Here is a 25202-nt window from a genome sequence, read left to right as displayed (position 1 = left end):
ATGAACACAAGATTGATTCCGAATCGTGATTTTCCGGTGAGTCTGGTAATACACCTGCAAGAATTAGCTTTAGCAAGACCCGAGGATACGGCGCTCATCACCCTATCCGAAGTGAATGGCTGCTGGCAAGAAAAGCGCTTCAGTTACCGGCAGCTTGATCAACGTGTCAAAGCTTTCGCGGCAGAATTGCAGAGCCATGTGTTGCCGGGCGGACGTGTGCTGTTACTGATGGAAAACGACGAGCACTATGTGATCGGTTTCCTTGCATGCCTATATGCCGGAGCAATCGCGGTGCCGGTATTTCCGCCGGAAACGGTAAAGGAACAGCATATGGCCAGATTGCTGGCAATCGCTGCGGATGCCCGGGCACAGTGCATCGTGACCACCGGTGACGGCGTATCCTTGCTGCATGACGCCGGCGCGCTGCAACTCAGCGATATTCCGGTAGTAACCGTCGATACCGTCGACAGCGATTGTTCACGGAATTGGCAGGCATTTGAGCCTCAAGCGGAAGATATCGCTTTTTTACAGTACACCTCAGGTTCAACCGCCGTTCCAAAAGGTGTCATGGTCAGTCATCATAACCTGATGGTTAATTCCCGAGCGTTTGAAGAAGGCATGTCGATTGTCGCCGACGATATTTTTGTCAGTTGGTTGCCGCTGTATCACGACATGGGATTGATCGGCGGATTGTTGCAGCCGTTGCACCGCGGTGTGCCGGTAATTCTGATGACGCCGAAGTTTTTTATCGAACGCCCGGTGCGCTGGCTGGAAGTCATTTCACGCTATCGCGCCACCGTCAGCGGCGCACCGAATTTTGCCTTTCAGTTATGCGCCGATCGAGTCAGAAATTCGCAGTTACAAACATTGGATTTATCCTGCTGGCGGGTTGCCTTCTGCGGCGCCGAACCGGTACGGCGGAACACCATGCGTGCATTTGTTGAGCATTTCGAGCCGGCGGGGTTTTCTGCGGGAACGATTTATCCTTGCTATGGCCTGGCGGAAGCCACGCTGTTCGTGACCGGCGGGGTGCGCGGTGAAGGCATGAAAGCGCAGGAATTTTCACCCGAATTGCTGGCGCAAGGCAAGGCGGAGCGGGTTGAACAAGGCGTTCCGGTCATTGCTTGCGGTTTTCCGGCATCCAGCCATGCCGTTCGAATCGTCGATCCGGAGACTGCTGCTGCATCGCCGGACGATCATGTTGGCGAGATCTGGACCAGCGGTGACAGTCTGGCGCAAGGCTACTGGCAGCGTCTGCAAGAAACCGCGGCAGCATTTGTACAGCAAGACGGATTGCGCTGGCTGCGCACCGGCGATCTTGGCTTCGTGCATGCGCAGCAGCTTTATATCATGGGAAGGGTCAAGGATTTGATCATCATTCGCGGACAGAATATTTATCCGCAGGATATTGAGCTGATGATCGAGGATGAAGTCGAGGCGGTGCGCAAAGGCCGGGTTGCGGTGTTTTCCGTGGAAAGCGAAGAAGGCGAAGGCATCGGCGTCGCCGCCGAAATATCGCGCAATATGCAAAAACTGGTCAGCGCGGAAACTTTGGTGCAAGTGCTGGCAGAAGCTGTCAGCGCCAGTTGTCATGAATCCCTGTCGGTTGCCGTGCTGCTGAATCCCGGCGCATTGCCCAAAACATCGAGCGGAAAGCTACAACGCGCGGCGTGCCGGCAAGGGTGGATCAATCGTTCGCTGGATGCTTACGCGATCTATGAATACGGCCGTTTTGTGTGCGGTGGCGGCAACCGGGCAGAGCAATCGTTACATGATGATACTGAACGTGATGTTGCAGTGATCTGGGAAGCGCTGCTGGATCGTACCGGATTGGGGCGAGACGATCACTTTTTTGCCGCCGGTGGTAATTCACTCAAAGCGATTAAAGCGGTTGCACGGGTTTGTGATCGCTGGCAAATTCCATTTACCTCGCGTCACTTGTTTCAAAATCCGCGGTTGCAGGAATGTGCGGCGGTTATCCGCCAAATGATCGCAAATCAGAAAGTGCAAAGCGGACAAACCAGTGCTGAGCACAAAATCACAAAATGTGAACGTACCGATGCATTACCCTTGTCTTACGGTCAGCAGCGGTTATGGTTCTTATGGCAGCTCGACCCAAACAGTACCGCTTTCCATGTTCAGCACGCGGTTCGCCTGATGGGTGAGCTGAATCTGCATGCGCTCCATGTCAGCTTGAGTGAGTTAATCGGGCGGCATGAAGCGCTACGTACGAATTATGCCATTGGCGCTACCGGTATCGTGGAACAGATGATTGCGTCGTCGCTGCAATTGCCGTTACCGGTGATCGATTTGACAGCGATACCGCAATCGCAACACGACCGGCGTATTCAGATGGAAATCACGCGCTTGCTGTCGCAGCCGTTTGACTTGACCCGCGATCCCTTGCTGCGGGTCGCGGTGATTCGGTTGAGCAGTCACGAGCAGATTCTGGTGATCGTGATGCATCACATCGTTTCCGACGCTGCCTCGCTGCAAATTCTGCTGGATGAACTGGCCGCGGGTTATCAGGCACAGGTGCAGCAACGGCCGCTCAATCTACCGGCATTACCGGTGCAATACGCGGACTACGCGCAATGGCAATTGCGTTGGCTGGAGGCGGGCGAAAAAGACCGCCAGCTGGCTTACTGGAAAAGCTACCTAGGCGCGGAACACGAAGTGCTGCGCCTGCCGGTCGATCATGCCAGAAAACCGGTGACACATTATCGCGCTGCGCGCCACCGGTTCGATTTTCCGGATGATGCCGTGCAATCGTTGCGGCGGTTGGCGGCGGCGCAGGAAATCACCGTGTTCATGGCATTGCTAGCCGCTTTGCAGGTGCTGCTGTATCGTCACACGGGGCAACCGGATATTCGGATTGGCGTACCGGTCGCCAATCGTAACCGGATCGAGATGGCTTCGCTGATCGGATTTTTCGTCAACACCCAAGTCATGCGGGGATGCTTGCATGGACGCATGACGCTCAATGAATTACTGCATCAAGTGCGGGAAGATGCAATCAACGCTCAGATTCATCAGGACTTGCCGTTCGAACAACTGGTGGAAGCGCTCCACCCGCAACGGGATTTGCGGCACAGTCCTTTGTTTCAAGTCACGTTGAATCATTTGCAACTGGACTACCGCTTGTTGCAACAGTGCATGGGATTGCAGGCAAGCGAGTATGCATTGCCTGAATCCGACGGACAACTGGAACTACGGCTGGAAACAGTCGAGTCACCCGATGGGCATCTCAGCGGTCACTTCATTTATGCCGCCGATTTGTTCGATCAGGCTACGGTGGAGCGGATGGCGTGTCAGTATTTGCGCATTGTGCAGGCGATCGTCACGCGTCCTGAAATAGCCATCGGCGAGATCGCATTACTGGATGAAACCGAAGTCCGGTTACTGTACACCCAGGGAAAACCGGCTACAAATTTTACGCACTGCTCATTGGTACAGCAGTGTTTCGAGGCGCAGGCCGGGAAACATCCGGATGCGATTGCCATCGTTACTCGGTCGCTGCAACTCAGTTATGCCGAACTGAATAATCATGCCAACCGATTGGCTCACCGCTTGATCAATCAGGGCGTGCAACCGGAGATGCGCGTGGGAATTGCCGTGGCGCGCGATGCAATCGCCTTGCCGGTCGGATTGCTGGCCATATTGAAAGCAGGTGGTTGCTATGTACCGCTTGATCCCGAATATCCGCAGGAACGGCTGGACTACATGATAAAGGATAGCGGCATTCGCTTGCTGTTGACCCAATCGCAATTTCTCGGAAAGTTGCCGCTACCAGAAGGTTTGACCGTGATCGAGCTCGATCATGCGATTACCAGACCAGGCAACGAGAACAATCCCGCTGTCGTACTTCATCCGGACAATCTGGCGTACGTCATTTATACCTCTGGATCGACCGGCCGACCGAAGGGGGTGGCTGTGGCGCATGGCGCGCTGGCTATGCATTTGGCTGCAATCGAGCCGGTTTATGATGTGCGCGCCGATGACCGGGAATTGATGTTCTTCTCCATCAACTTCGACGCCGCGGCGGAGCAATGGATGACACCACTGATGGCGGGCGCCGCTCTGGTGCTGTCATCCCCTGAACAACTGGCCGGCGAGGGATTCGCCGAACTCATTGCGACGCAGAACATCACCCGCTTGCACTTACCGCCGGCTTATTTACGCATGCTGCTGCCGTTGCTGGAAGGTACTGATCACCCGGTACGGGTTTGTATTGTCGGCGGCGAAGCCTGGCATACCGCCGATGTGGCCGCAACACGTGCGCGCTTCCGGCAAGCACGGCTGATCAATGCCTACGGACCGACGGAAACGGTCATCACGCCGACTGCCTGGTTCTGCAATGCCGGGCAGGATTTGCCGCCGCAATTGGATGGCGAATTCATGCCGATCGGCCAGCCGGTAGGCAAGCGCTGTGCCTATGTACTGGATGCGGAATTGAATCTCGCGCCCTCGGGTGCCATCGGAGAACTCTATATCGGATGGGGCGGCCTGGCGCGCGGTTATCTCGACCGGACGGGTCTGACCGCCGAGCGCTTTGTCGCCGATCCGTTCGATCCGGCGGGAGGGCGCTTGTACCGCACCGGCGATTTGGTGCGGTGGCGCAGCGACGGTCAACTGGAATACTGGGGACGCGCCGATCAGCAAATCAAATTGCGCGGTTTCCGCGTGGAATTGGGCGAGATTGAAGCGCAGTTGCTGACTTTGGATCATGTGCGCGAAGCCGCCGTGATCGCGCAGGATGGCGCGCACGGTTTGCGGTTGATCGCCTATGTCGGTATGCCGGATGCCGGACACAGAAATGCATCGGCGCTGAAAACGGTGTTATCGGCGGTGCTGCCGGACTATATGGTGCCGGGGTTGATCGTTTTTCTCGATACATTGCCGCTCACACCGAACGGCAAGATCGACCGGCAGGCGCTGCCCGCTCCCGGTATTTGGGAAGCACCCGGTTACGATCCACCGGTTAACGATCTGGAAGCGAAGATTGCTGGAATCTGGGCGGAGCTGTTGCAAATTCCGCAAGTGGGTCTGCACCATAATTTTTTTGATTTGGGCGGTCATTCGCTGTTGCTGATCAAGGTCAAACAACGACTGGAAGCCGAATTGCACGCGCCGGTGGCCATTGTCGACTTGTTCAAATACACCACGGTGGCCAGTCTGGCCAGATTTCTCGGACAAGGCGAAATACAGCCGGTTTCTTCCTTGCCACGCCATTTACAACGGGCGCAGCGGCAACGCGGTGCCTTCCTAGCAAGAAAACAGAAAGTGGAGAAAATGAATTAATGGATAATTCCAAACAGTTAGCCGACACCGCATCCATCGATATTGCCGTGATTGGTATGGCGTGCCGATTTCCGGGAGCGGACGATGTCGAATCGTTCTGGCGTAATGTGCGCGATGGCGTCGAGTCGATCCGGTTTTTTACGGATGAAGAATTGCTTGCGCGCGGCGTGTCCGCGGAAACGCTGGCCGATCCGCATTACGTCAAAGCCAGTGCGGAGATAAGCAATGCCGATGGTTTCGATGCCGCTTTTTTCGGCTATACCCCGCGCGAGGCGGCGGAAACCGATCCGCAGCACCGGCTTTTTCTCGAAGTGGCCTGGCAGGCGCTGGAAGATGCGGGCTACGACGCGAGCCGCTATGCCCAGCAGATCGGCGTATACGCCGGGTGTGGCGTCAATACCTATCTGATGCTCAATCTGCTAACCAGCGGCCGTATGGCGGACAAACAGGATATTTCCGCATTGCAGGGGTTGATGAACGGCAACAACAAGGATTCCATGACCACCACGGTTGCCTACAAGCTCAACTTGCGCGGCCCGGGCATCACGGTGCAGACAGCCTGCTCAACCTCATTGGCGGCGGTGCATGTGGCCTGCCGCGGTCTGTTGAATTACGAAACGGATGTGGCGCTGGCAGGCGGTTCGTGGGTTAATTTGCTGCACGATAAAGGGTATTACTATCAACCCGGCGCGATTTTGTCGCCCGATGGGCATTGCAGGGCGTTCGATGCTCAGGCGGCCGGTACTGTGATCGGCAGTGGCGCCGGCATCGTGGTGTTGAAGCGGCTGGCCGATGCGCTGGCGGATGGCGACACCATTCATGCCGTGATCAAAGGCTCGGCGGTCAATAACGACGGTTCGGCCAAGGCCGGTTATACCGCGCCCAGTATTGAAGGACAGGCGGAAGTGATTCTGGCGGCGCAGGCGATTGCAGGTGTTTCGGCGGATACCATCAGCTATATCGAGACGCACGGCACCGGCACGACGATTGGCGACCCGATTGAAATCGCCGCATTGACGCAAGCTTTCCGCGAAACCACAGGCCGCCGCGGTTTTTGCGCGATCGGGTCGGTCAAAACCAATGTCGGACATCTCGATGCCGCAGCCGGTGTGGCGGGGCTGATTAAAACCGTGCTGTCGTTAAAGCACCGGGCTGTGCCGCCCAGTCTGCACTTTGAACAACCCAATCCGCAGATCGATTTCGATAACAGTCCGTTTTATGTCAATACCCGCTGCAAAGACTGGCCAAGCGGCCTGTTGCCGCGCCGTGCGGGAGTCAGCTCGTTCGGCATCGGCGGCACCAATGTACACGTGATCGTGGAAGAGGCGCCAGCGGTAAAACCGTCCGTGTCATCGCGCGATTGGCAATTGCTGACGATCTCGGCGCGCAGTTCCGCTGCGCTGGAACAAGCAGTGACGAATCTGCAGCGCCATCTGGCGGCGCATCCGCAACTGGCGCTGGCGGATGTTGCATACACCCTACAGCTCGGCAGGAAGCATTTTGCCCATCGGGCTGTCGCATTGTGCCGCGATCATGACGATGCCGTATCGTTGTTGCACAGCCGGGACAGTGCGCGTTTTCTTTTGCGGGAATCGGTGGATGGGCGTCATGCGATAACGTTTATGTTTCCCGGTCAGGGGGCGCAATATGCCGGTATGGCACAGGATTTGTATCGGCAGGAACCGGTTTTCAGGGCTGAAATCGATCGTTGCTTGCGATTATTGCAATACGATTTGCATGCGTTGCTGTTGCCACAGAACGACCAAGAACGATCGGTTGCAGCTATCCGGCTTGAACAAACCGAAGTGACGCAACCGGCACTGTTCGTGATTGAGTACGCGCTGGCGCGGCTGTGGATGGCATGGGGCGTGCAACCGGCGGCGATGATCGGTCATAGCATCGGCGAATATGTGGCCGCTTGTCTGGCGGGCGTGTTCACGCTGGAAGATGCATTGGGATTGGTGGCGATGCGAGGTGCTTTATTGCAGCAGATGGAGCCCGGCGCCATGCTGGCGGTTTCACTGTCCGAATCCGATCTTGCGCCTCATCTGATCGAGGGTTGCGATTTGGCGGCAATCAACGGACCGGAATTGTGTGTTGTGTCCGGCAGTGTTGCGGTGATCGATACCATTGAAAAGAATCTGAACGAGCAGGGTGTATTTTGCCGCCGGTTGCAGGTATCGCATGCTTTTCATTCCACCATGACGGATGCGCTGGTGCCGGTATTTGTTGAGCGCGTGGCTAAACTGAAGCTGAATCCGCCCGCCATTCGCTTCTTTTCCAATGTCAGCGGTGACTGGATTACGCCACAACAGGCCACCGATGCACAATACTGGGGGCGGCATTTGCGCGCCACGGTGCGCTTCAATGATAGTTTGCAACAATTGCTGAATCAGCCGGACATGATATTGCTGGAAGTAGGGCCGGGAGAAACGCTGACCCGGCTGGCGCAACGTCATCCCTTGGTACAGCCGCAACAATTGATTGTGCCCTCGCTGCCGCACCCGAGCCAGATTCAGTCGGCGCAATTGCATTTTTACCGAACACTGGGAAAACTCTGGTTGCACGGGGTCGACATCGGCTGGGCGGATTTCCATGCGCAGGAGAGCCGCCGCCGCGTTTCCTTGTCGACGTACCCGTTCGAGCGGCGATCGTATTGGATCGAGGCGGATCAACAAGTCTCGCATCCGGCTGCGGCGAGTAACCGGCAATCCCAATACGGGACGAAGCACGTCCACTCGATTCAGGATTGGTTATACGTTCCGTCATGGGAACGTGCGGCCGCCGGTGCGGAAAAAGTACCCGCGCTGAAACAGGATGATCGCTATTTGATTTTCGATAATGAAGATGCCATCTCGGTCGCGCTCGTGACCGCTCTGATCCGTCAGGGTGTTCATCCCGTCGTGGTTACCGCTGGAGAAGCATTCCAGCAAACCGCCGACACTGAATATACGATCAATCCGGACAGACCGGATGATTTTGTGCACTTGTTGAACAAGCTTGATGATGCGAGCATCCGGGGTTGGCAAATTTTTCATTTGTGGAGTGTGAGCGGCGCCGAATGCGTTCAATCGCTGAAAGAAGGCATCAGCAGAAATTTCTATAGTGTACTGAATCTGGTGAAAGCGCTGGAGGTAGCACAATCCGCTATACCATCCGGCAAGAAAATCGCCATCAATCTGATTACCAACGGATTGGCGGATGTGACCGGCAGCGAAACACTATATCCGCTGAAATCACTGCTGATCGGTCCTTGCAAAGTGATACCGCAGGAATATGCCAATCTCGGCTGCCGGATCATCGACATCGAGTCGCAGCATGCGGCAGGTGATATGCCGATGCGATTGAGTCAGCGGTTGATTGCCGAGACGCAAATGGGTAGCGGCGATGCTCTGGTGGCGTACCGCGGTCCGTATCGCTGGATCCTGAATTATCAACCGGCCGATCGGTTCGCAATGGTGAAGAAGCGCATTAAGCAGGAAGGCGTGTATTTCATCACCGGCGGGTTGGGAGGAATCGGATTGACGCTGGCACGCCATCTGGCGCAAAACTATCGCGCCAGAATCGTCTTGCTGGGCCGTACCGGCCTACCCGACAGGGCAACCTGGCAGGATGGTTTGCCGGATGGGATGAACGAGGCGCTGCGGCAAAAGCTGTCGGCAATTCAGCAGCTGGAAGCAATAGGCGCCAAGATTCTGGTGCTACAAGCTGATGTCGCCGATGCCGCGCAGCTGCAGGCGGCAGCGGCAACGGCACGCACCCATTTCGGCAGGATCGACGGCGTCATCCATACTGCCGGGGAGGTCAGTTCCGGTTTGATGACGACCAAAACCGATGAAACCATCGCCCGCGTTTTTGCCCCCAAAGTACAGGGTATGCAAGCACTGCAAACGGTTTTCCGGGATGAGGCGCTGGATTTCATGGTGCTGTGCTCGTCTTTGGCGACGATTGCCGGAGGATTGAGCAAGATTGACTACTGTGCGGCCAATGCCTACCTGGATGCGAGCGTACAAGTCGCTTACCGGGAAGGCCGGTACCCAGTCATTTCCATCAACTGGGATAGCTGGCGGGAAGTCGGCATGGCTGCCGGTATGGACATGCCGGAAGGCATTGGGATTGCACCTGGGGAAGGCGCGGAATTATTCGAACTGATCGTGAATGGTCCAGATATTCCGCAGATCATCGTGTCGACCAGCGATTTGTCCGAACGATTGCGTCAATCGCCGCATGATCTATTGACGCAACCGCTGGGTCTGTCAATCCCCGCGAAAACGAAGAACAACCGATTCCCAAGGCCGGCGCTGCAAACGCCTTTTAATCCTCCCGCCAATGATCTGGAAATAAAAATCGCGGAGATCTGGCAGGGCTTGCTCGGTATCGATACCGCGGGTATCGATGACAATTTGTTCGAACTCGGTGGTGATTCATTGCTGGGCGTTCAATTGCTGGCCAGAGTGCGCGCCAATTTTGCTGTCGATTTGCATCCGGCCGATTTTTTTCGCTCGCCTACCATTGCTGGTTTGGCCGCATTGGTGGAGACCAGATTGCTTGATGAGATCGAGTGTTCCTGATGATTAAGCAACATGAACTGGAACAGCGCCGCGCGCGCTTAACGCCCGAGCAGCGCCAACGGTTAGCACGCAGAATTCAAACCGGCAATCAAACGGCGCAACAGCAAGTGCAGATTTTGCGCCAACCGGATACGGATCCGGTTCCATTATCCTATGCGCAGCAGCGTCACTGGTTTTTATGGCAATTGGAACCGCAGAGCACGGCGTATCACCTGAGCGCAGCGTTGCGCTTGAGCGGCGAACTGAACGTTGCTGCGTTGCAGACAAGCTTCCGAATACTGGTGCAGCGGCATGAATCGTTGCGCACGGTGTGCCGTGCCAATGCCCACGGGCAAGCACAGCAAGAGATCGAAGCGGCAGGGGATTTTGCGCTGCGAACGATTGATTTGAGCGATCTGCCGATCGATTCGCGGCAGCAACGCGCGACGCAGGAAGCCAGACAAATCATCACCACTCCGTTCGATTTGACGCAGGGGCCGCTGCTGCGCGTGGCGGTGATCCGTTTGGACGTGCAGGAACATCACTTGATTGTGGCGATGCATCACATCATATCGGACGCCTGGTCCAATCGCATCATTATCGACGAACTGGCGGCGTGCTACAGGGCGTGCCTGATGGGAGAGCCGCCGCAATTGCCGGAATTGCCGGTTCAGTATGCCGATTATGCGGTCTGGCAGCGCAACTGGCTCGAAGCCGGGGAAAAAGAACGGCAATTGGCGTATTGGCGCACGCAACTGGGCGATACGCACAAGATTCTGCAATTGCCGGTGGATCATGCGCGCTTACCAGTCAACAACTATCGCGCCGCGCAGTATAACTTTCAATTGCCCGCACCGCTGGCGGCCGGGCTGCGGCGTATGGCGCAGGAACGCGGCATCACGCTGTTCATGGTGTTGCTGTGCGGCTTTCAAATGCTGCTGTACCGCTACAGCGGACAAAACGACATTCGCGTCGGTGTGCCGGTTGCCAACCGGCAGCGCGCGGAAGCCGAACGCATCGTCGGTCTGTTCGTCAACACGCAGGTGCTATGCAACCGTATCGATAGCCGTATGACGCTGGCGGCGATCCTCGATCAAACCCGCGACGCCGCATTGGGCGCGCAAACTTACCAGGATCTGCCGTTCGAGCACCTGGTCGAAGCACTGCAACCGGAACGCAGCCTGCACCAGAACCCGCTGTTCCAGGTGATGTTCAACCACCTGCGCGAAGACTACCGCGCGCTGTATCAACTGCCCGGACTGACGGTGAGCGAGTTCGAACCGGGTGAACGCGGCGCGCAGTTCGAGCTGGTGCTGGATACGGTGGAGAAACCGGACGGCCAAATCGACGCACGGTTCACGTACGCGGCGGAACTGTTCGAGGCGGACACGATACAGCGTTTGAGCGAACACTATCTATGTCTGCTGCGGCAACTGGCGGACAACCCGCTGCAATGCCTGGGTGATGTGAATGTGCTGAGCAAAATGGAATGGACGCAGCTTAACGATTGGGGGGTCAACGCACGGCATTATGCCGATGTCGAACCGGTGCACCGCCTGATCGAGCGGCGCGTAATGGAACAGCCGGACGCAGTGGCGCTGATCTTTCAGGACAATGAACTGAGTTACATGCAATTGAATCAGCGTGCCAATCGGCTGGCGCATCACTTGATCGCACTGGGTGTCAAACCGGAAAGCCGGGTAGGTATCGCGCTGGAACGCTCGATCGACATGGTGGTGGCGCTGCTGGCGGTATTGAAGGCGGGCGGCGCCTATGTGCCGCTGGATCCGGATTATCCTGCGGAGCGGTTGCAGCACATGATCGCCGACAGCGGTATTGAGCTGCTGCTGACGCAAAGTCATGTCAGGGCAAAAATACCCTGCGCGGAACATTGCCCGGTGCTGGAACTGGATACGCTGACCGTCACGGATAACCCGGCGGATAACCCGGACGTGACGCTGCATCCCGAGCATTTGGCTTATATCATCTACACTTCCGGTTCTACCGGTAAACCCAAGGGCGCGATGAATCGTCATGGTGCACTGCATAATCGCCTGGTATGGATGCAGAAAGCCTTTCCGATTGGTACTAGCGATACGGTTTTACAAAAAACACCGTTTAGTTTCGACGTGTCGGTATGGGAGTTTTTTTGGCCGCTGATGTATGGTGCACGATTGGTAATCGCCAATCCGGGCGATCATCGGGACGCTGAACGATTGATCGGACTGATCCGGCGGCACCATGTGACACTACTGCATTTTGTGCCATCGATGTTGCGCGCCTTCATGACTGATACCCAAGCCGCCACCTGTACCAATCTTAAGTACATCATTTGCAGCGGTGAAGCACTGCAAACGGAGATGCAGCAAGCGGTGTTCGACCGGTTGCCGACGGTCAGGCTGCACAATCTTTACGGCCCGACCGAAGCGGCGATCGATGTGACGCACTGGGCTTGCCGCCCGGAATCGTCGATCAATATTCCAATCGGACGGCCGATCAGCGCCACGCAAACCTACATACTGGACAGCGATCTCAATCCGGTGCCATCAGGTGTCGCCGGAGAATTGTATCTGGGTGGCGCCGGATTGGCGCGAGGCTACCTGAGCCGCCCCGGTTTGACGGCCGAGCGCTTCGTCGCCGCTCTATTCGGCAATCAGGGTAAGCGATTGTACCGCACCGGCGACTTGGCGCGCTGGCGGCGCGATGGTCAAATCGAATACCTCGGGCGGCTGGATCACCAGGTCAAGATTCGCGGTTTTCGTATCGAGCTCGGTGAAATCGAAGTGCAATTACTGCAACAACCGGAAATCCGTGAGGCGGTGGTGAGTATGTTTGCAACCGGTCAAGATGCCAGGCTGGTGGCTTATATTTCACTGCACGCGGGCAAAACGGTGGATGTTGTGCTGCTAAACGAAGCGCTGCGTAAGACTCTACCGGATTATATGCTGCCATCGGCAGTCGTGATTCTGGATCGCTTACCGCTGAACGCCAACGGCAAAATCGACCGCAACCGTTTGCCGATGCCGGAATTTGCCAATGTTGATGACTATGAGCCGCCGCAAGGTGAAACCGAGCAATTGCTGGCCGGAATCTGGCAGGAAGTGCTGGGCATCGGCCGGGCCGGCAGGAATGATCATTTTTTCAGACTGGGCGGGCACTCGTTGCTGATTCTGCAGGTGCAGCAACGAGTGCAATCCAAACACCCGGTTTCATTTCCCTTGCGCTTGTTGTTTGAACATCCGGTATTGAAAGACATGGCTTCTGTAGTACATGCTGAGCTATGTAAAAACATCGATGAACCGGGAGCATTGGGTCAAATGGCGGAATTATTGAATACGCTGGAGAATTGATTGGAACTGGATAAATACGCAATCGCCGAGCGGTTTGCAGCGCTTACCGCCGATAAGCAAAAAATATTTCTTAGCGCACTGAACGAACGCGACATCGATTTTTCCCAGTTGCCGATCATCCGCCAACCGGATACGGATCCGGTTCCATTATCCTATGCGCAGCAGCGTCACTGGTTTTTATGGCAATTGGAACCGCAGAGCACGGCGTATCACCTGAGCGCAGCGTTGCGCTTGAGCGGCGAACTGAACGTTGCTGCGTTGCAGACAAGCTTCCGAATACTGGTGCAGCGGCATGAATCGTTGCGCACGGTGTGCCGTGCCAATGCCCACGGGCAAGCACAGCAAGAGATCGAAGCGGCAGGGGATTTTGCGCTGCGAACGATTGATTTGAGCGATCTGCCGATCGATTCGCGGCAGCAACGCGCGACGCAGGAAGCCAGACAAATCATCACCACTCCGTTCGATTTGACGCAGGGGCCGCTGCTGCGCGTGGCGGTGATCCGTTTGGACGTGCAGGAACATCACTTGATTGTGGCGATGCATCACATCATATCGGACGCCTGGTCCAATCGCATCATTATCGACGAACTGGCGGCGTGCTACAGGGCGTGCCTGATGGGAGAGCCGCCGCAATTGCCGGAATTGCCGGTTCAGTATGCCGATTATGCGGTCTGGCAGCGCAACTGGCTCGAAGCCGGGGAAAAAGAACGGCAATTGGCGTATTGGCGCACGCAACTGGGCGATACGCACAAGATTCTGCAATTGCCGGTGGATCATGCGCGCTTACCAGTCAACAACTATCGCGCCGCGCAGTATAACTTTCAATTGCCCGCACCGCTGGCGGCCGGGCTGCGGCGTATGGCGCAGGAACGCGGCATCACGCTGTTCATGGTGTTGCTGTGCGGCTTTCAAATGCTGCTGTACCGCTACAGCGGACAAAACGACATTCGCGTCGGTGTGCCGGTTGCCAACCGGCAGCGCGCGGAAGCCGAACGCATCGTCGGTCTGTTCGTCAACACGCAGGTGCTATGCAACCGTATCGATAGCCGTATGACGCTGGCGGCGATCCTCGATCAAACCCGCGACGCCGCATTGGGCGCGCAAACTTACCAGGATCTGCCGTTCGAGCACCTGGTCGAAGCACTGCAACCGGAACGCAGCCTGCACCAGAACCCGCTGTTCCAGGTGATGTTCAACCACCTGCGCGAAGACTACCGCGCGCTGTATCAACTGCCCGGACTGACGGTGAGCGAGTTCGAACCGGGTGAACGCGGCGCGCAGTTCGAGCTGGTGCTGGATACGGTGGAGAAACCGGACGGCCAAATCGACGCACGGTTCACGTACGCGGCGGAACTGTTCGAGGCGGACACGATACAGCGTTTGAGCGAACACTATCTATGTCTGCTGCGGCAACTGGCGGACAACCCGCTGCAATGCCTGGGTGATGTGAATGTGCTGAGCAAAATGGAATGGACGCAGCTTAACGATTGGGGGGTCAACGCACGGCATTATGCCGATGTCGAACCGGTGCACCGCCTGATCGAGCGGCGCGTAATGGAACAGCCGGACGCAGTGGCGCTGATCTTTCAGGACAATGAACTGAGTTACATGCAATTGAATCAGCGTGCCAATCGGCTGGCGCATCACTTGATCGCACTGGGTGTCAAACCGGAAAGCCGGGTAGGTATCGCGCTGGAACGCTCGATCGACATGGTGGTGGCGCTGCTGGCGGTATTGAAGGCGGGCGGCGCCTATGTGCCGCTGGATCCGGATTATCCTGCGGAGCGGTTGCAGCACATGATCGCCGACAGCGGTATTGAGCTGCTGCTGACGCAAAGTCATGTCAGGGCAAAAATACCCTGCGCGGAACATTGCCCGGTGCTGGAACTGGATACGCTGACCGTCACGGATTACCCGGCGGATAACCCGGACGTGACGCTGCATCCCGAGCATTTGGCTTATATCATCTACACTTCCGGTTCTACCGGTAAACCCAAGGGGGTGGCGGTGGCGCACGGGCCGCTGGCGATGCATGTGCAATCGATCGGCGAGTTGTATGGCATGACGCCGGCAGACCGTGAATTACAGTTTGCATCGATCAATTTTGACGGTGCGCACGAACGCTGGCTGGTACCGTTGGCTTTTGGCGCGGCGCTGATGCCACGAGACAACGAATTGTGGGCTGCCGACCGGACTGTCAATGAAATTATCAGGCGCCGCATTACCATCGCTTGTTTTACCCCGGGTTATTTGCAGCAGTTGGCTGAATTTACCGGCAGCGCCGGGTGCGATTTGCCGATCCGCTCGTATACGGCTGGCGGTGAGGCCATGAGCCGCAGCGCTTTTGAATATGTGCAGCAAACCCTGCAGCCGCCGCGCATCATCAACGGTTACGGTCCGACCGAAACCGTCATCACGCCACTCATTTTCAAAGCCTGGCCGGATACCCGGTTCGATTCGAGTTACTTGCCGATCGGTTCGCCGGTTGGCGACCGTACCGCTTATATTGTCGATGCCGACATGAATCCGCTTCCGGTCGGTGTGCCGGGGGAATTGTATTTGGGGGGAATCGGATTGGCGCGCGGCTACCTGAATCGCCCCGGTTTGACGGCCGAGCGTTTTGTCGCCGATCCGTTTGGTCAACAGGGTGAGCGGTTGTACCGCACCGGTGACTTGGCGCGCTGGCGGCGCGACGGACAAGTCGAATACCTCGGGCGGCTGGATCATCAAATCAAGATTCGTGGTTATCGCATCGAACTCGGTGAAATTGAAGCACAATTGTTGCGGTTAGCGGTGGTGCGGGAAGCTGTTGCCGCGATCAAGGAGGGGCCGCAGGGTGCTAGGTTGATAGCCTATGTTGTGCTGCAAGACGATCGGACAGAAGATGGAGGCACATTGCGCGAATCATTGGCCCGAGTATTGCCGGATTATATGCTGCCGTCCGCGATCATAACCTTGGAAAGCTTGCCGCTGAACGCCAACGGCAAGGTTGATCGCGATCGCTTGCCACAAGTGGAATTTGCACACGACAAGGAATATGATGTGCCGCAAGCCGGGGTCGAAACAACTTTGGCTGACATCTGGGCACAAGTGCTGGGTCTTCCCCGTGTCGGCCGTCATGACAATTTTTTTGAAATAGGCGGCGATTCGATTCTGAGTTTGCAAATTGTCACCAAAGCCCGCCGTACCGGATGGAAAATCACACCACGGCAATTGTTCGAACGGCAAACCGTTGCGGCGTTGGCACCAGCCGCCCTGCCGCTGGAAGAAATAGTACCGGCCAGTACAGCACTTTCCGGTAGCGCGGAGAATGCGGCAGTGATTCCATTGTTGCCTATCCAACAGGATTTCTTTGCGCAATCCATCCCTGTCCGGTCGCACTGGAATCAAGCGGTACTGTTGAACTGCCGCGAAAAATTACAGGCCGGTTACTTGCAGGAAGCATTAATCGCAGTGCTACAACAGCATCGCGCGTTGCGCTTCCGTTTTCACGAGGATGCCAAGGGCGAGTGGCAGCAAACAGCCGATAGCGGATCTGAACACGATTATTTGTGGATCCGGCAAGCTGCCGATCAGGAACAATTCTTGGCCATCTGCAACGCCGCACAACGCAGTCTGAATTTGCAACAAGGCTTGCTGCTGCGTGTGGTGTTGATCGATTGGGCCGACGGTACTCAGCGTTTGTTACTGGTGATTCACCATACCGTGATCGACGGGGTGTCCTGGCGCATTGTGGTGGAAGATCTCGAAACCGCTTACCGTCAGGCCGCACGGCAGCAAGACATCGATCTGCCCGCGGTGACCGCCGATTATGCCGTGTGGTCCCGGCGTTTGATGCAGTATCCGCTGCAACATGCAAGCGAATTTGACTATTGGCAAAGCTTGAAAGGCATACCGGCTGCGTTACCGTGTGATTTTCCGCGCGGTGCCAACGATGCGGCGAATCGCACGAGCATTACGGTAACGTTGGATCAGCAGCAAACCCGTGCATTACTGAAGGATGCGCCGTCTGCTTACCGTACCCAGGTCAACGACTTGCTGCTGACCGCATTGGCTGGCGCGTTATGTCATGAGTGCGGACAGCAGGGCATCGTTATCGATCTCGAGGGGCATGGACGCGAAGATCTTTTTCCGGATATCGATTTGTCGCGTTCGGTCGGCTGGCATACGACGGTATTTCCGGTAATGCTGGGGGCCGACGGCGATTTACCTCAGCGTATCAGGCAAACCAAAGAACAGCTGCGGCAAATACCGGACAAGGGGATAGGATACGGTTTGTTCAAATATCACGGCTCAGCGCAGCAACGGCAGATCATCGCCGTGCTGCCGCAAGCGCAGGTGGTATTCAATTACCTCGGACAGTTGGATGCTAGCTTTACGGCTGACTCGCTGTGGCAACTCGCTGATGAACCGATCGGCGATCTGATCGATCCGGGTATGCCGCAGACCCATGAATTGGCCATCAACTGTCATGTCTCACGGGGCGAGCTGTGCATCGATATCAACTTCAGTTCGGCGCGCTATACGCATGCCACGATGGCGGCATTCGGGCAGCATCTGCTGAACGAGCTCGATGCGATCATCACGCATTGCACCGGCGACGTCAACGCTGTCACACCTTCCGATTTTCCGTTGACGCAAATATCCCAAAGCGAACTGAATAGCTTACCGGTTGCCGCCGGGCGGATTGAGGATTTGTATCCGCTGTCACCGTTACAAACCGGCATTTTATTTCACAGCGTTTTTCAAACCGATAGCCATGCCTATGTGAATCAGCTGCGTGTGGATATCGCGCAGTTCTCGGTTGCGCGATTCAGGGTAGCCTGGCAAACCGTGGTGGAGCGGCATTCGATTTTGCGCACAGGTTTTCTGCCGGAAGGGCGGGTACCGTTGCAGTGGGTGGCAAAAACCGCGACTTTGCCGTTTGCGGAGTACGACTGGCGTCGCCGGACCTTCGCATCGCAGCATGACATGGAACAAGCGTTGGATGCGCTGGCGCAATCCGAATTGATGGCGGGATTCCGCCTGGATCAGCCGCCGCTGATTAAAATCGCTCTGGTGCATTGTTCCGCACAGCAATCGCATATGATACTGACGCTTCATCATCTTTTGCTGGACGGCTGGAGCACTTCGCAACTGTTGGGTGAAGTGCTGCGGATTTATAGCGGGGAAAAACCTTCACTACCGGTTAGCCGTTACCGCGATTTCATTGCCTGGCTTTCCGGCCGAGATGTAGTCGCGGCAGAACACTACTGGAAAACACTGCTGCAACCAGTTACCGAACCGACACGGCTGGCTTCATCCACCAACAAGTTGCACGCTGATTCCGGTTTTGATGAATACATCCGTGTGCTCGACCCCGGGCTGGTCTCGGCAGCGTCGCAATTTGCGATGCTGCAGCGTATCACCCTGAATACGCTTATGCAGGCTGCCTGGGCGCTGGTGTTAAAGCAGCGTAGCGGGCAAGCGCAGGTAACCTTCGGTGTCACGGTGGCGGGCAGACCGGCGGAATTACCCGGCGCCGACCAGATTCTCGGCTTGTTTATCAACACGCTGCCGGTCGTGGCCGTTTTCAAACCCGAATGGACTATCGGAGAGTGGCTACACGATTTGCAACTGCAAAACCTGGCTTCGCGCGAGCACGAACATGCAGCGCTGTACGAGATTCAACGCTGGACTGGTTATCAACGTGCAGGTTTGTTCGATAGCATTCTGGTTTTTGAGAATTATCCGGTTGATGCAACATTGCAACAATATGCGCCGGGAGGGCTGACTTTCTCGGCTGTCAAGGTTCATGAAACGACTCACTATCCGCTGACGGTGTCGGTGCTGGAAAACGATGGATTGGTTCTGCATTTCAGCTATGCACGCGCGGAATTCGAACTCCGGACCGTAACCGGTATCGCTGCAAAGATTGAACAATTGCTGGGCAAGTTGATTACGGATGCAAACTCGCGTCTAAGCGAATTGACGCTGTTAAGCGATGCGGAATGGCAACAATTGCGCGACTGGGGTGTCAATGCACAACGCCACGATGCGACGCAACCGGTGCATCGGCTGATCGAATGGCAGGTTGCACTGCATCCGGATGCGACGGCGCTAGTTCTGGGCGCTAGGGAACTCAGCTATCGGGAACTGAATGCGGCGGCAAACCGTTTGGCGCATCATCTGATTGCGCTTGGGATCAGACCCGAACAACGGGTTGGTATCGCACTGGATCGTTCGTTCGAAATGATTATCGCGCTGTTGGCCACGTTGAAAGCCGGTGCAGCTTATGTGCCCCTGGATCCGGATTATCCGCGCGAACGCCTGATGCACATCGCCCAAGATAGCGCTATCGCCCTATTGCTGACGCACAGTGGGGTACGCGCACAAATCGCACAGGCAGTAACTTGTCCGGCAGTGGAACTGGACGCGCTGGATTTGCGCACCCTGCCGGTACATGATCCGCACATGGTGTTACACCCGGAGCACTTGGCGTATATTATCTATACCTCTGGCTCGACCGGAAAACCGAAGGGCGTCGGCGTGGCGCATCATGCACTTGCTGAACATGCGCAAGTTGCGGCATTCAGTTATGGCTTGAAGCGCGACGACCGCATACTGCAATTTTCCACCATCAATTTTGATGCGTTTATCGATCAGCTCTTTCCGGCATTATGTAGCGGAGCCGCAGTTGTGTTGCGCGATTCGCAACTGTGGGATGTGGCAACTTTCTATCGTGAATTGCACGACAAGCGCATCACCGTTGCCGATCTGACCACGGCTTACTGGTCTGTTCTGCTCAATCAGTGCGAGCAGCTCCGGTACGGCCGTTATTCCGCGCTGCGTCATATCAATGTCGGCGGCGAAAGCATGCCGCCGGAATCGCTGGAAAAATGGCATACCGCCGGTTTGGATCACATCCGGTTGCTCAATGTATATGGGCCTACTGAAGCGGTGGTCACCGCAACCACGTTCGATTGCAGCTGCCACCGGCATGACGGCCGGCAGCAGTGGCAGCCGGTCGCCATTGGAAAACCGCTGCCTGCACGGTGGATTTACTTGCTGGATGACGATCTGCTTCCGGCCGGTTGCGGCCAAGCCGGAGAGTTGTGTATCGGTGGAGACTTGCTGGCGCGCGGTTATCTGGAGCAAGCAGGTTTAACCGCAACGCGCTTCGTCGCCGACCCATTCAACGGCAACGGCGGCAGGCTCTACCGTACCGGTGATTTGGCGCGCTGGCGCGAGGATGGGCAAATCGAGTACCTGGGGCGACGAGATCATCAAGTCAAAATCCGCGGCTACCGGGTCGAGTTGGGCGAGATTGAAACACACTTGTTATCGCTGCCGCAAATTTGCCAGGCAGTCGTGCTGGCGCAAACTGCGGCCAGCGGTACACGGCTGGCGGCGTATGTGGCGTTGCATCCGGGAGAAACAGCGACCTCTGCTGAAATCCGCGCAGCCCTGGCGGCCGCGCTGCCCGACTATATGATACCGGCGGCATTTGTCATGCTAGATCAGTTACCGCTAGATGCCAATGGTAAGCTGGATCGTAACCGGTTGCCGAAAGTGGAATTTGCCGGTATCGATGGATACGAGGCGGTGCAGGGTGAGATCGAGGTCATGCTGGCCGGAATCTGGCAGGAGGTGCTGGGCGTCGCAACTGTGGGCCGACACGATAACTTCTTCGAGCTGGGTGGGGATTCGATTCTGAGTCTGCAGATTGTCTCGAAAGCGCAGCAGGCCGGCTGGAAAATTACACCGCGGCAGTTATTCGAACAGCAGACCGTGGCGGCGTTGGCGCTGATGGTGGAGACTGTCGCAGCAACCGGCATTACCGAGGTGACAGTGGAGCGCGCCCGGCTGGACGATTATCTCGATGCGGCAATGATTGCTTCCCTGGGAATCGGAAATGACCGGATCGACGATGTGTATGTGCTGTCGCCGACCCAGGAAGGCATGCTGTTTCATACGCTGGAAGCCCCGGGCACGGGGTTGTATGTCAATCAGATCAGCGTGACGGTCGACGGACTCGATGCCGATCGCATGGCGCAGGCCTGGCAGCGCATGATAGACCGGCATGCGGTGTTGCGCACCGGGTTTTTATGGCGTTCGGGGCTTGCACGGCCGCTGCAAATGGTATTCAGGAGCGCTATTGCCGAGGTGGTGCAATTGGATTGGCAGGACAAGCCCGATTTGCAGCAGCGGATTGCAGCGTATGCCGAAGCTGAATTGAAGCAGGAGTTTGATTTCCTTCGTCCGCTGTTGGCGCGGTTGTGTTTGATTCGAACCGAGGAACATCGCCACCAATTGATCTGGACGCATCATCATATTCTGTTCGACGGCTGGAGTCATACCCTGCTGATCCGGGACTGGCTGGATGATTATTACGGCAAATCGTTATGCCAGACCGGTCCGGATTATGGGGTTTATGTGCGCTGGCTGGAAAAACAGCCGAACCAGGAAGCGCAGCAATTCTGGCAAACCGAGCTGGCCCGGTTGGAAGGGCCGACGCTGCTGGCACAAGCCGCCAGACGGGCAGTGCCCCGGGATGGATCGGCGGATTTTTCGCTGCTGTATACGCGCTTGGATGCGGAGGAAACCGGCCGTTTGCAGGATTTTGCGCAACGTCAGCATATTACACTGAACACATTCGTTCAGGCTTCCTGGGCGTTGCTGTTGCAACGCTACTGCGGCAAGGAAACCATCGTATTCGGTGCCACGGTGGCGGGGCGGCCGTTGGGTCTCACGCGTTCGGACGAGATGGTCGGTCTGTTCATCAATACCATTCCGGTACCGGTGCAGCGCCGCAACGATTGGACCGTTGCGGAATATCTGCGAGGACTGCAAGAAACGAATGTGCGCTTGCGGGATTTTGAGCATACTGCCCTGGCGAACATTCAGCGCTGGGCCGGTTATTCCGGGCAACCGTTATTCGATAGCATTGTCGTTTTTGAAAATTATCCGGTCGATGCCGCCTTGCGCGAATCGGAAAGTGACGGATTGCGATTCGGTGCCCTGCATAGCAAGGGCATGACCGGCTATGCCATGGATTTGCAGGTTGTCGCCGGAGAGACGCTGGAAATCGAATATGCCTACAGTTGCAATGATTTCAGCGAAACTTTTGTGGAAAACTTGCGCTTGCACATGGAGTCATTGATGCGTGAAATGATGGCCGATGCGCTTCGCCCCGTCGGTGAATTATCCTGGATCAGTCAGCCGGAGCGTGCCAGATTACTATCACTACGCGGTACTAGTGCGACTTCAACGGAAATAGAAGCTTACCAACCGGTGTATTGCCTGATCGAGCGCAATGCACGAGTGCAGCCTGATGCGATTGCCTTGCTGATGGGTGAGCAGGAAATGTCGTATGAGCAACTGAATGCGCAGGCCAATGGTTTGGCGCATAAACTGATGCAGTTGGGTGCTGCGCCTGAAATCCGCATCGGTGTTGCCCTGGAACGATCGCTCGATGTTATCGTGACTTTCCTGGCGATTCTGAAAACGGGCGCCGCCTATGTGCCGTTGGATATCGATTATCCGGTCGAGCGTTTGCAGTTCATGATCAAGGACAGCGGATTGTCGTTGTTGATCACGCAACAAACGGTACTGGCCCGGCATGCCTTTGACAGTAACGTACCGCAACTTGTGCTGGACGAAATTGAGCGGGATTTTGAGCACACGGCGAATCCGGCAGTCGCAGTTCATCAACAGCAATTGGCATACGTCATCTACACGTCTGGATCGACCGGTCTTCCCAAAGGAGTCGGTGTTACCCACGGCCCGTTATCGATGCATTGCCAAGCGACCGCACGAATATACGAGATGCATCCCGGTTCTTGCGAGTTGTTGTTCATGTCGTTTTCTTTCGACGGCGCGCACGAGCGCTGGTTGACTGCGTTGACGGTCGGCGCCGGACTGGCGGTGCGCGATCAAGAATTATGGACGGCGGAAAAAACTTACGACGCCTTGCGGCACTACCGGATTACCAATGCCGCTTTTCCGCCTGCGTACCTGGGCCAGATTGCCGAATGGGCGTCGTCCCGTACCGACCCGCCGCCGGTGGAGTTGTATGTTTTCGGCGGCGAAGCAATGCCGAAAGCTTGGTATGATTTGATCCGTCAGACATTGCAACCTGACAGACTGATTAATGGCTATGGGCCGACCGAGACCGTGGTGACGCCGCTGATATGGAAAACCGGTGCCACTGGTAGTTTTGATTGCGCTTATGCGCCTATCGGCCGTCCGGTTGGGGAGCGCACGGTCTATGTTCTGGATACCGATATGCAACCGGTGCCGTTTGGTATTGTCGGCGAGTTGTATATTGGTGGATACGGATTGGCCAGAGGTTATCTGGGGCGGGCGGGCTTGACTGCGGAGCGTTTTGTGGCCGATCCGTTCGACCCTGCGGGAGGACGTTTGTACCGTACCGGTGATCTGGTGCGCTGGCTGGACGACGGCAACATCGAGTACGTCGGACGTGCCGACGATCAGGTGAAGATACGCGGATTTCGTATCGAACTGGGTGAAATCGAGGCGCGTATTCGTGCCGAGGATGGCGTGGCCGATGTGGCTGTGGTCGCGCATGCGGGGACGAGCGGTGCGCAACTGGCGGCTTACATCCTGCCGGAAAACCGGGCCGTGAAGCAATCTTTACTGACCCGGTTGAAACAATCATTGACCCAACAGCTACCGGAATACATGGTGCCGTCATACTGGATTGCAGTTGACGAATTGCCTCGAATGCTGAGCGGCAAACTGGATCGCAAACGCTTGCCCGAGCCGGAAGCAGCCAGTGACAACTATCGTGCGCCATCGACCCCGCAAGCACGGGCACTGGCGGAAATTTGGCAAGAAGTGCTGGGTGTGGAGCAGATCGGTGAAACGGATAATTTTTTCGCGTTGGGAGGCGATTCGTTGTCCAGTCTTAAAGTCATCGCCCGTATCCGCAATCAGAAACAACTGAATCTGAATTTCAAGCTGCGGGATTTGATGCAGAAACCCACCATTGCCAGTCTGCTGGGATCGGATAACATGGCTGCAAGCGGTTTGTTGCTGTTGAATCAAGCGATTAACGATCCCGGTAAACCGCCCTTGTTTTGTATCCATGGCGGGTTGGGTACGGTGTTCGACTATCAGCCGCTGGCGCGGCAGCTGCAAGGAATGCGCACGGTATATGGTTTGCCTTGCCGCATGCTGACCGATCCGGCGCATCTGGATGCTTCGCTAAGTCAAATGGCGCAAGACTATTGCGCCATGATTTGCTCGGTTCAGCCGGAAGGCGCGGTGCATCTGGCCGGATGGTCGTTGGGAGGAACCCTGGCAGCGCTGATGGCGGAAATATTCGAAGCCCATGGGCGATCCATGGCTTTCCTGGGGTTGATCGATCCTTATATACCCGGTGTGGAATCGCCGCAAGCGGATGACTGGCGGCAGGATTTGGCGGATTTTGTGACCGTTGTCGCTCCTGGTGCAGTTTCTGATACTGTATTACCGGCCGTGCTATCCCCGTCAGCGGAAGAATATGAAATCGTGCAAACGGCAGCCATGGTTCTCACGTCTCTTTTTGAGAGCGCGACGGGTGTTTGTAAGGCCTCCGGCTACGCCGCGATGGGAACAGATGAATTGGCGCAAGTCTTTTTAGTGACGCGGCGCTTGAAAATGTTATCGATACAGGCAATGAAACTGAGAGCGCTGCGTGTAAACCCCGTGTGCTGGTGGGCGTCGGATCGCGCACCCGGGCATCGAGTGGTGCTCGAACAGCAGATTGCTCCCGCTGAGGTTCATTCGATTGAAATTGATACTGATCATTTCGGGATCATTCGCGCCGAAGCCTTGCTTCAGAGCATATCTGTGGGATTGATGCAATTAACTCATAATCCAAATGACTCTGGCCTAACTACTTTTGCACCATGAATTTGGTCGATGTTAATGGGATGATAGAGAACGATTTCAGTATCCGGCAGTTTTATGATTGTGATACAGAATAGGGGAGAATTAAACTACGATTCGTATCATG

Annotated in this window: 4 protein-coding genes; all 4 read left to right on the top strand. The window is 56.2% G+C overall.

Translation table 11 applies throughout. From position 1 onward, the window contains the following. The 4 genes from BLU57_RS06525 to BLU57_RS06510 are packed head-to-tail and all read left to right on the top strand — an operon-like array spanning position 1 to position 25099. A complete protein-coding gene (locus BLU57_RS06525) occupies positions 1-5301 on the top strand; it encodes a non-ribosomal peptide synthetase (RefSeq protein WP_090318080.1) in 5301 nt (1766 codons plus the stop codon). Beyond that, complete coding sequence (locus BLU57_RS06520; RefSeq protein WP_090318075.1) at positions 5301-9872, top strand: type I polyketide synthase; 4572 nt, start codon at positions 5301-5303, stop codon at positions 9870-9872. The genes BLU57_RS06525 and BLU57_RS06520 overlap by 1 nt, the downstream gene beginning before the upstream one ends. Beyond that, complete coding sequence (locus BLU57_RS06515) at positions 9872-13201, top strand: non-ribosomal peptide synthetase (RefSeq protein WP_090318072.1); 3330 nt, start codon at positions 9872-9874, stop codon at positions 13199-13201. Before BLU57_RS06520 ends, BLU57_RS06515 begins: the two co-directional genes overlap by 1 nt. Continuing rightward, entirely contained in the window at positions 13202-25099 is an 11898-nt protein-coding gene (locus BLU57_RS06510) for a non-ribosomal peptide synthetase (protein WP_090318070.1), read from the top strand. It begins immediately after the preceding gene. Positions 25100-25202: the final 103 nt, after the last annotated feature.

It is taken from the genome of Nitrosomonas oligotropha, assembly GCF_900106555.1.
GTDB lineage: Bacteria > Pseudomonadota > Gammaproteobacteria > Burkholderiales > Nitrosomonadaceae > Nitrosomonas > Nitrosomonas oligotropha_A.
Note: the sequence above shows the minus strand (reverse complement) of the source record. Positions and strands in the feature narration are given on the sequence as shown.

Excerpts from the sequence above, each read along its gene's own strand:
- BLU57_RS06525 (WP_090318080.1), top strand. The coding sequence starts at position 1 with ATGAACACAAGATTGATTCCGAATCGTGATTTTCCGGTGAGTCTGGTA.
- BLU57_RS06520 (WP_090318075.1), top strand. The coding sequence starts at position 5,301 with ATGGATAATTCCAAACAGTTAGCCGACACCGCATCCATCGATATTGCC.
- BLU57_RS06515 (WP_090318072.1), top strand. The coding sequence starts at position 9,872 with ATGATTAAGCAACATGAACTGGAACAGCGCCGCGCGCGCTTAACGCCC.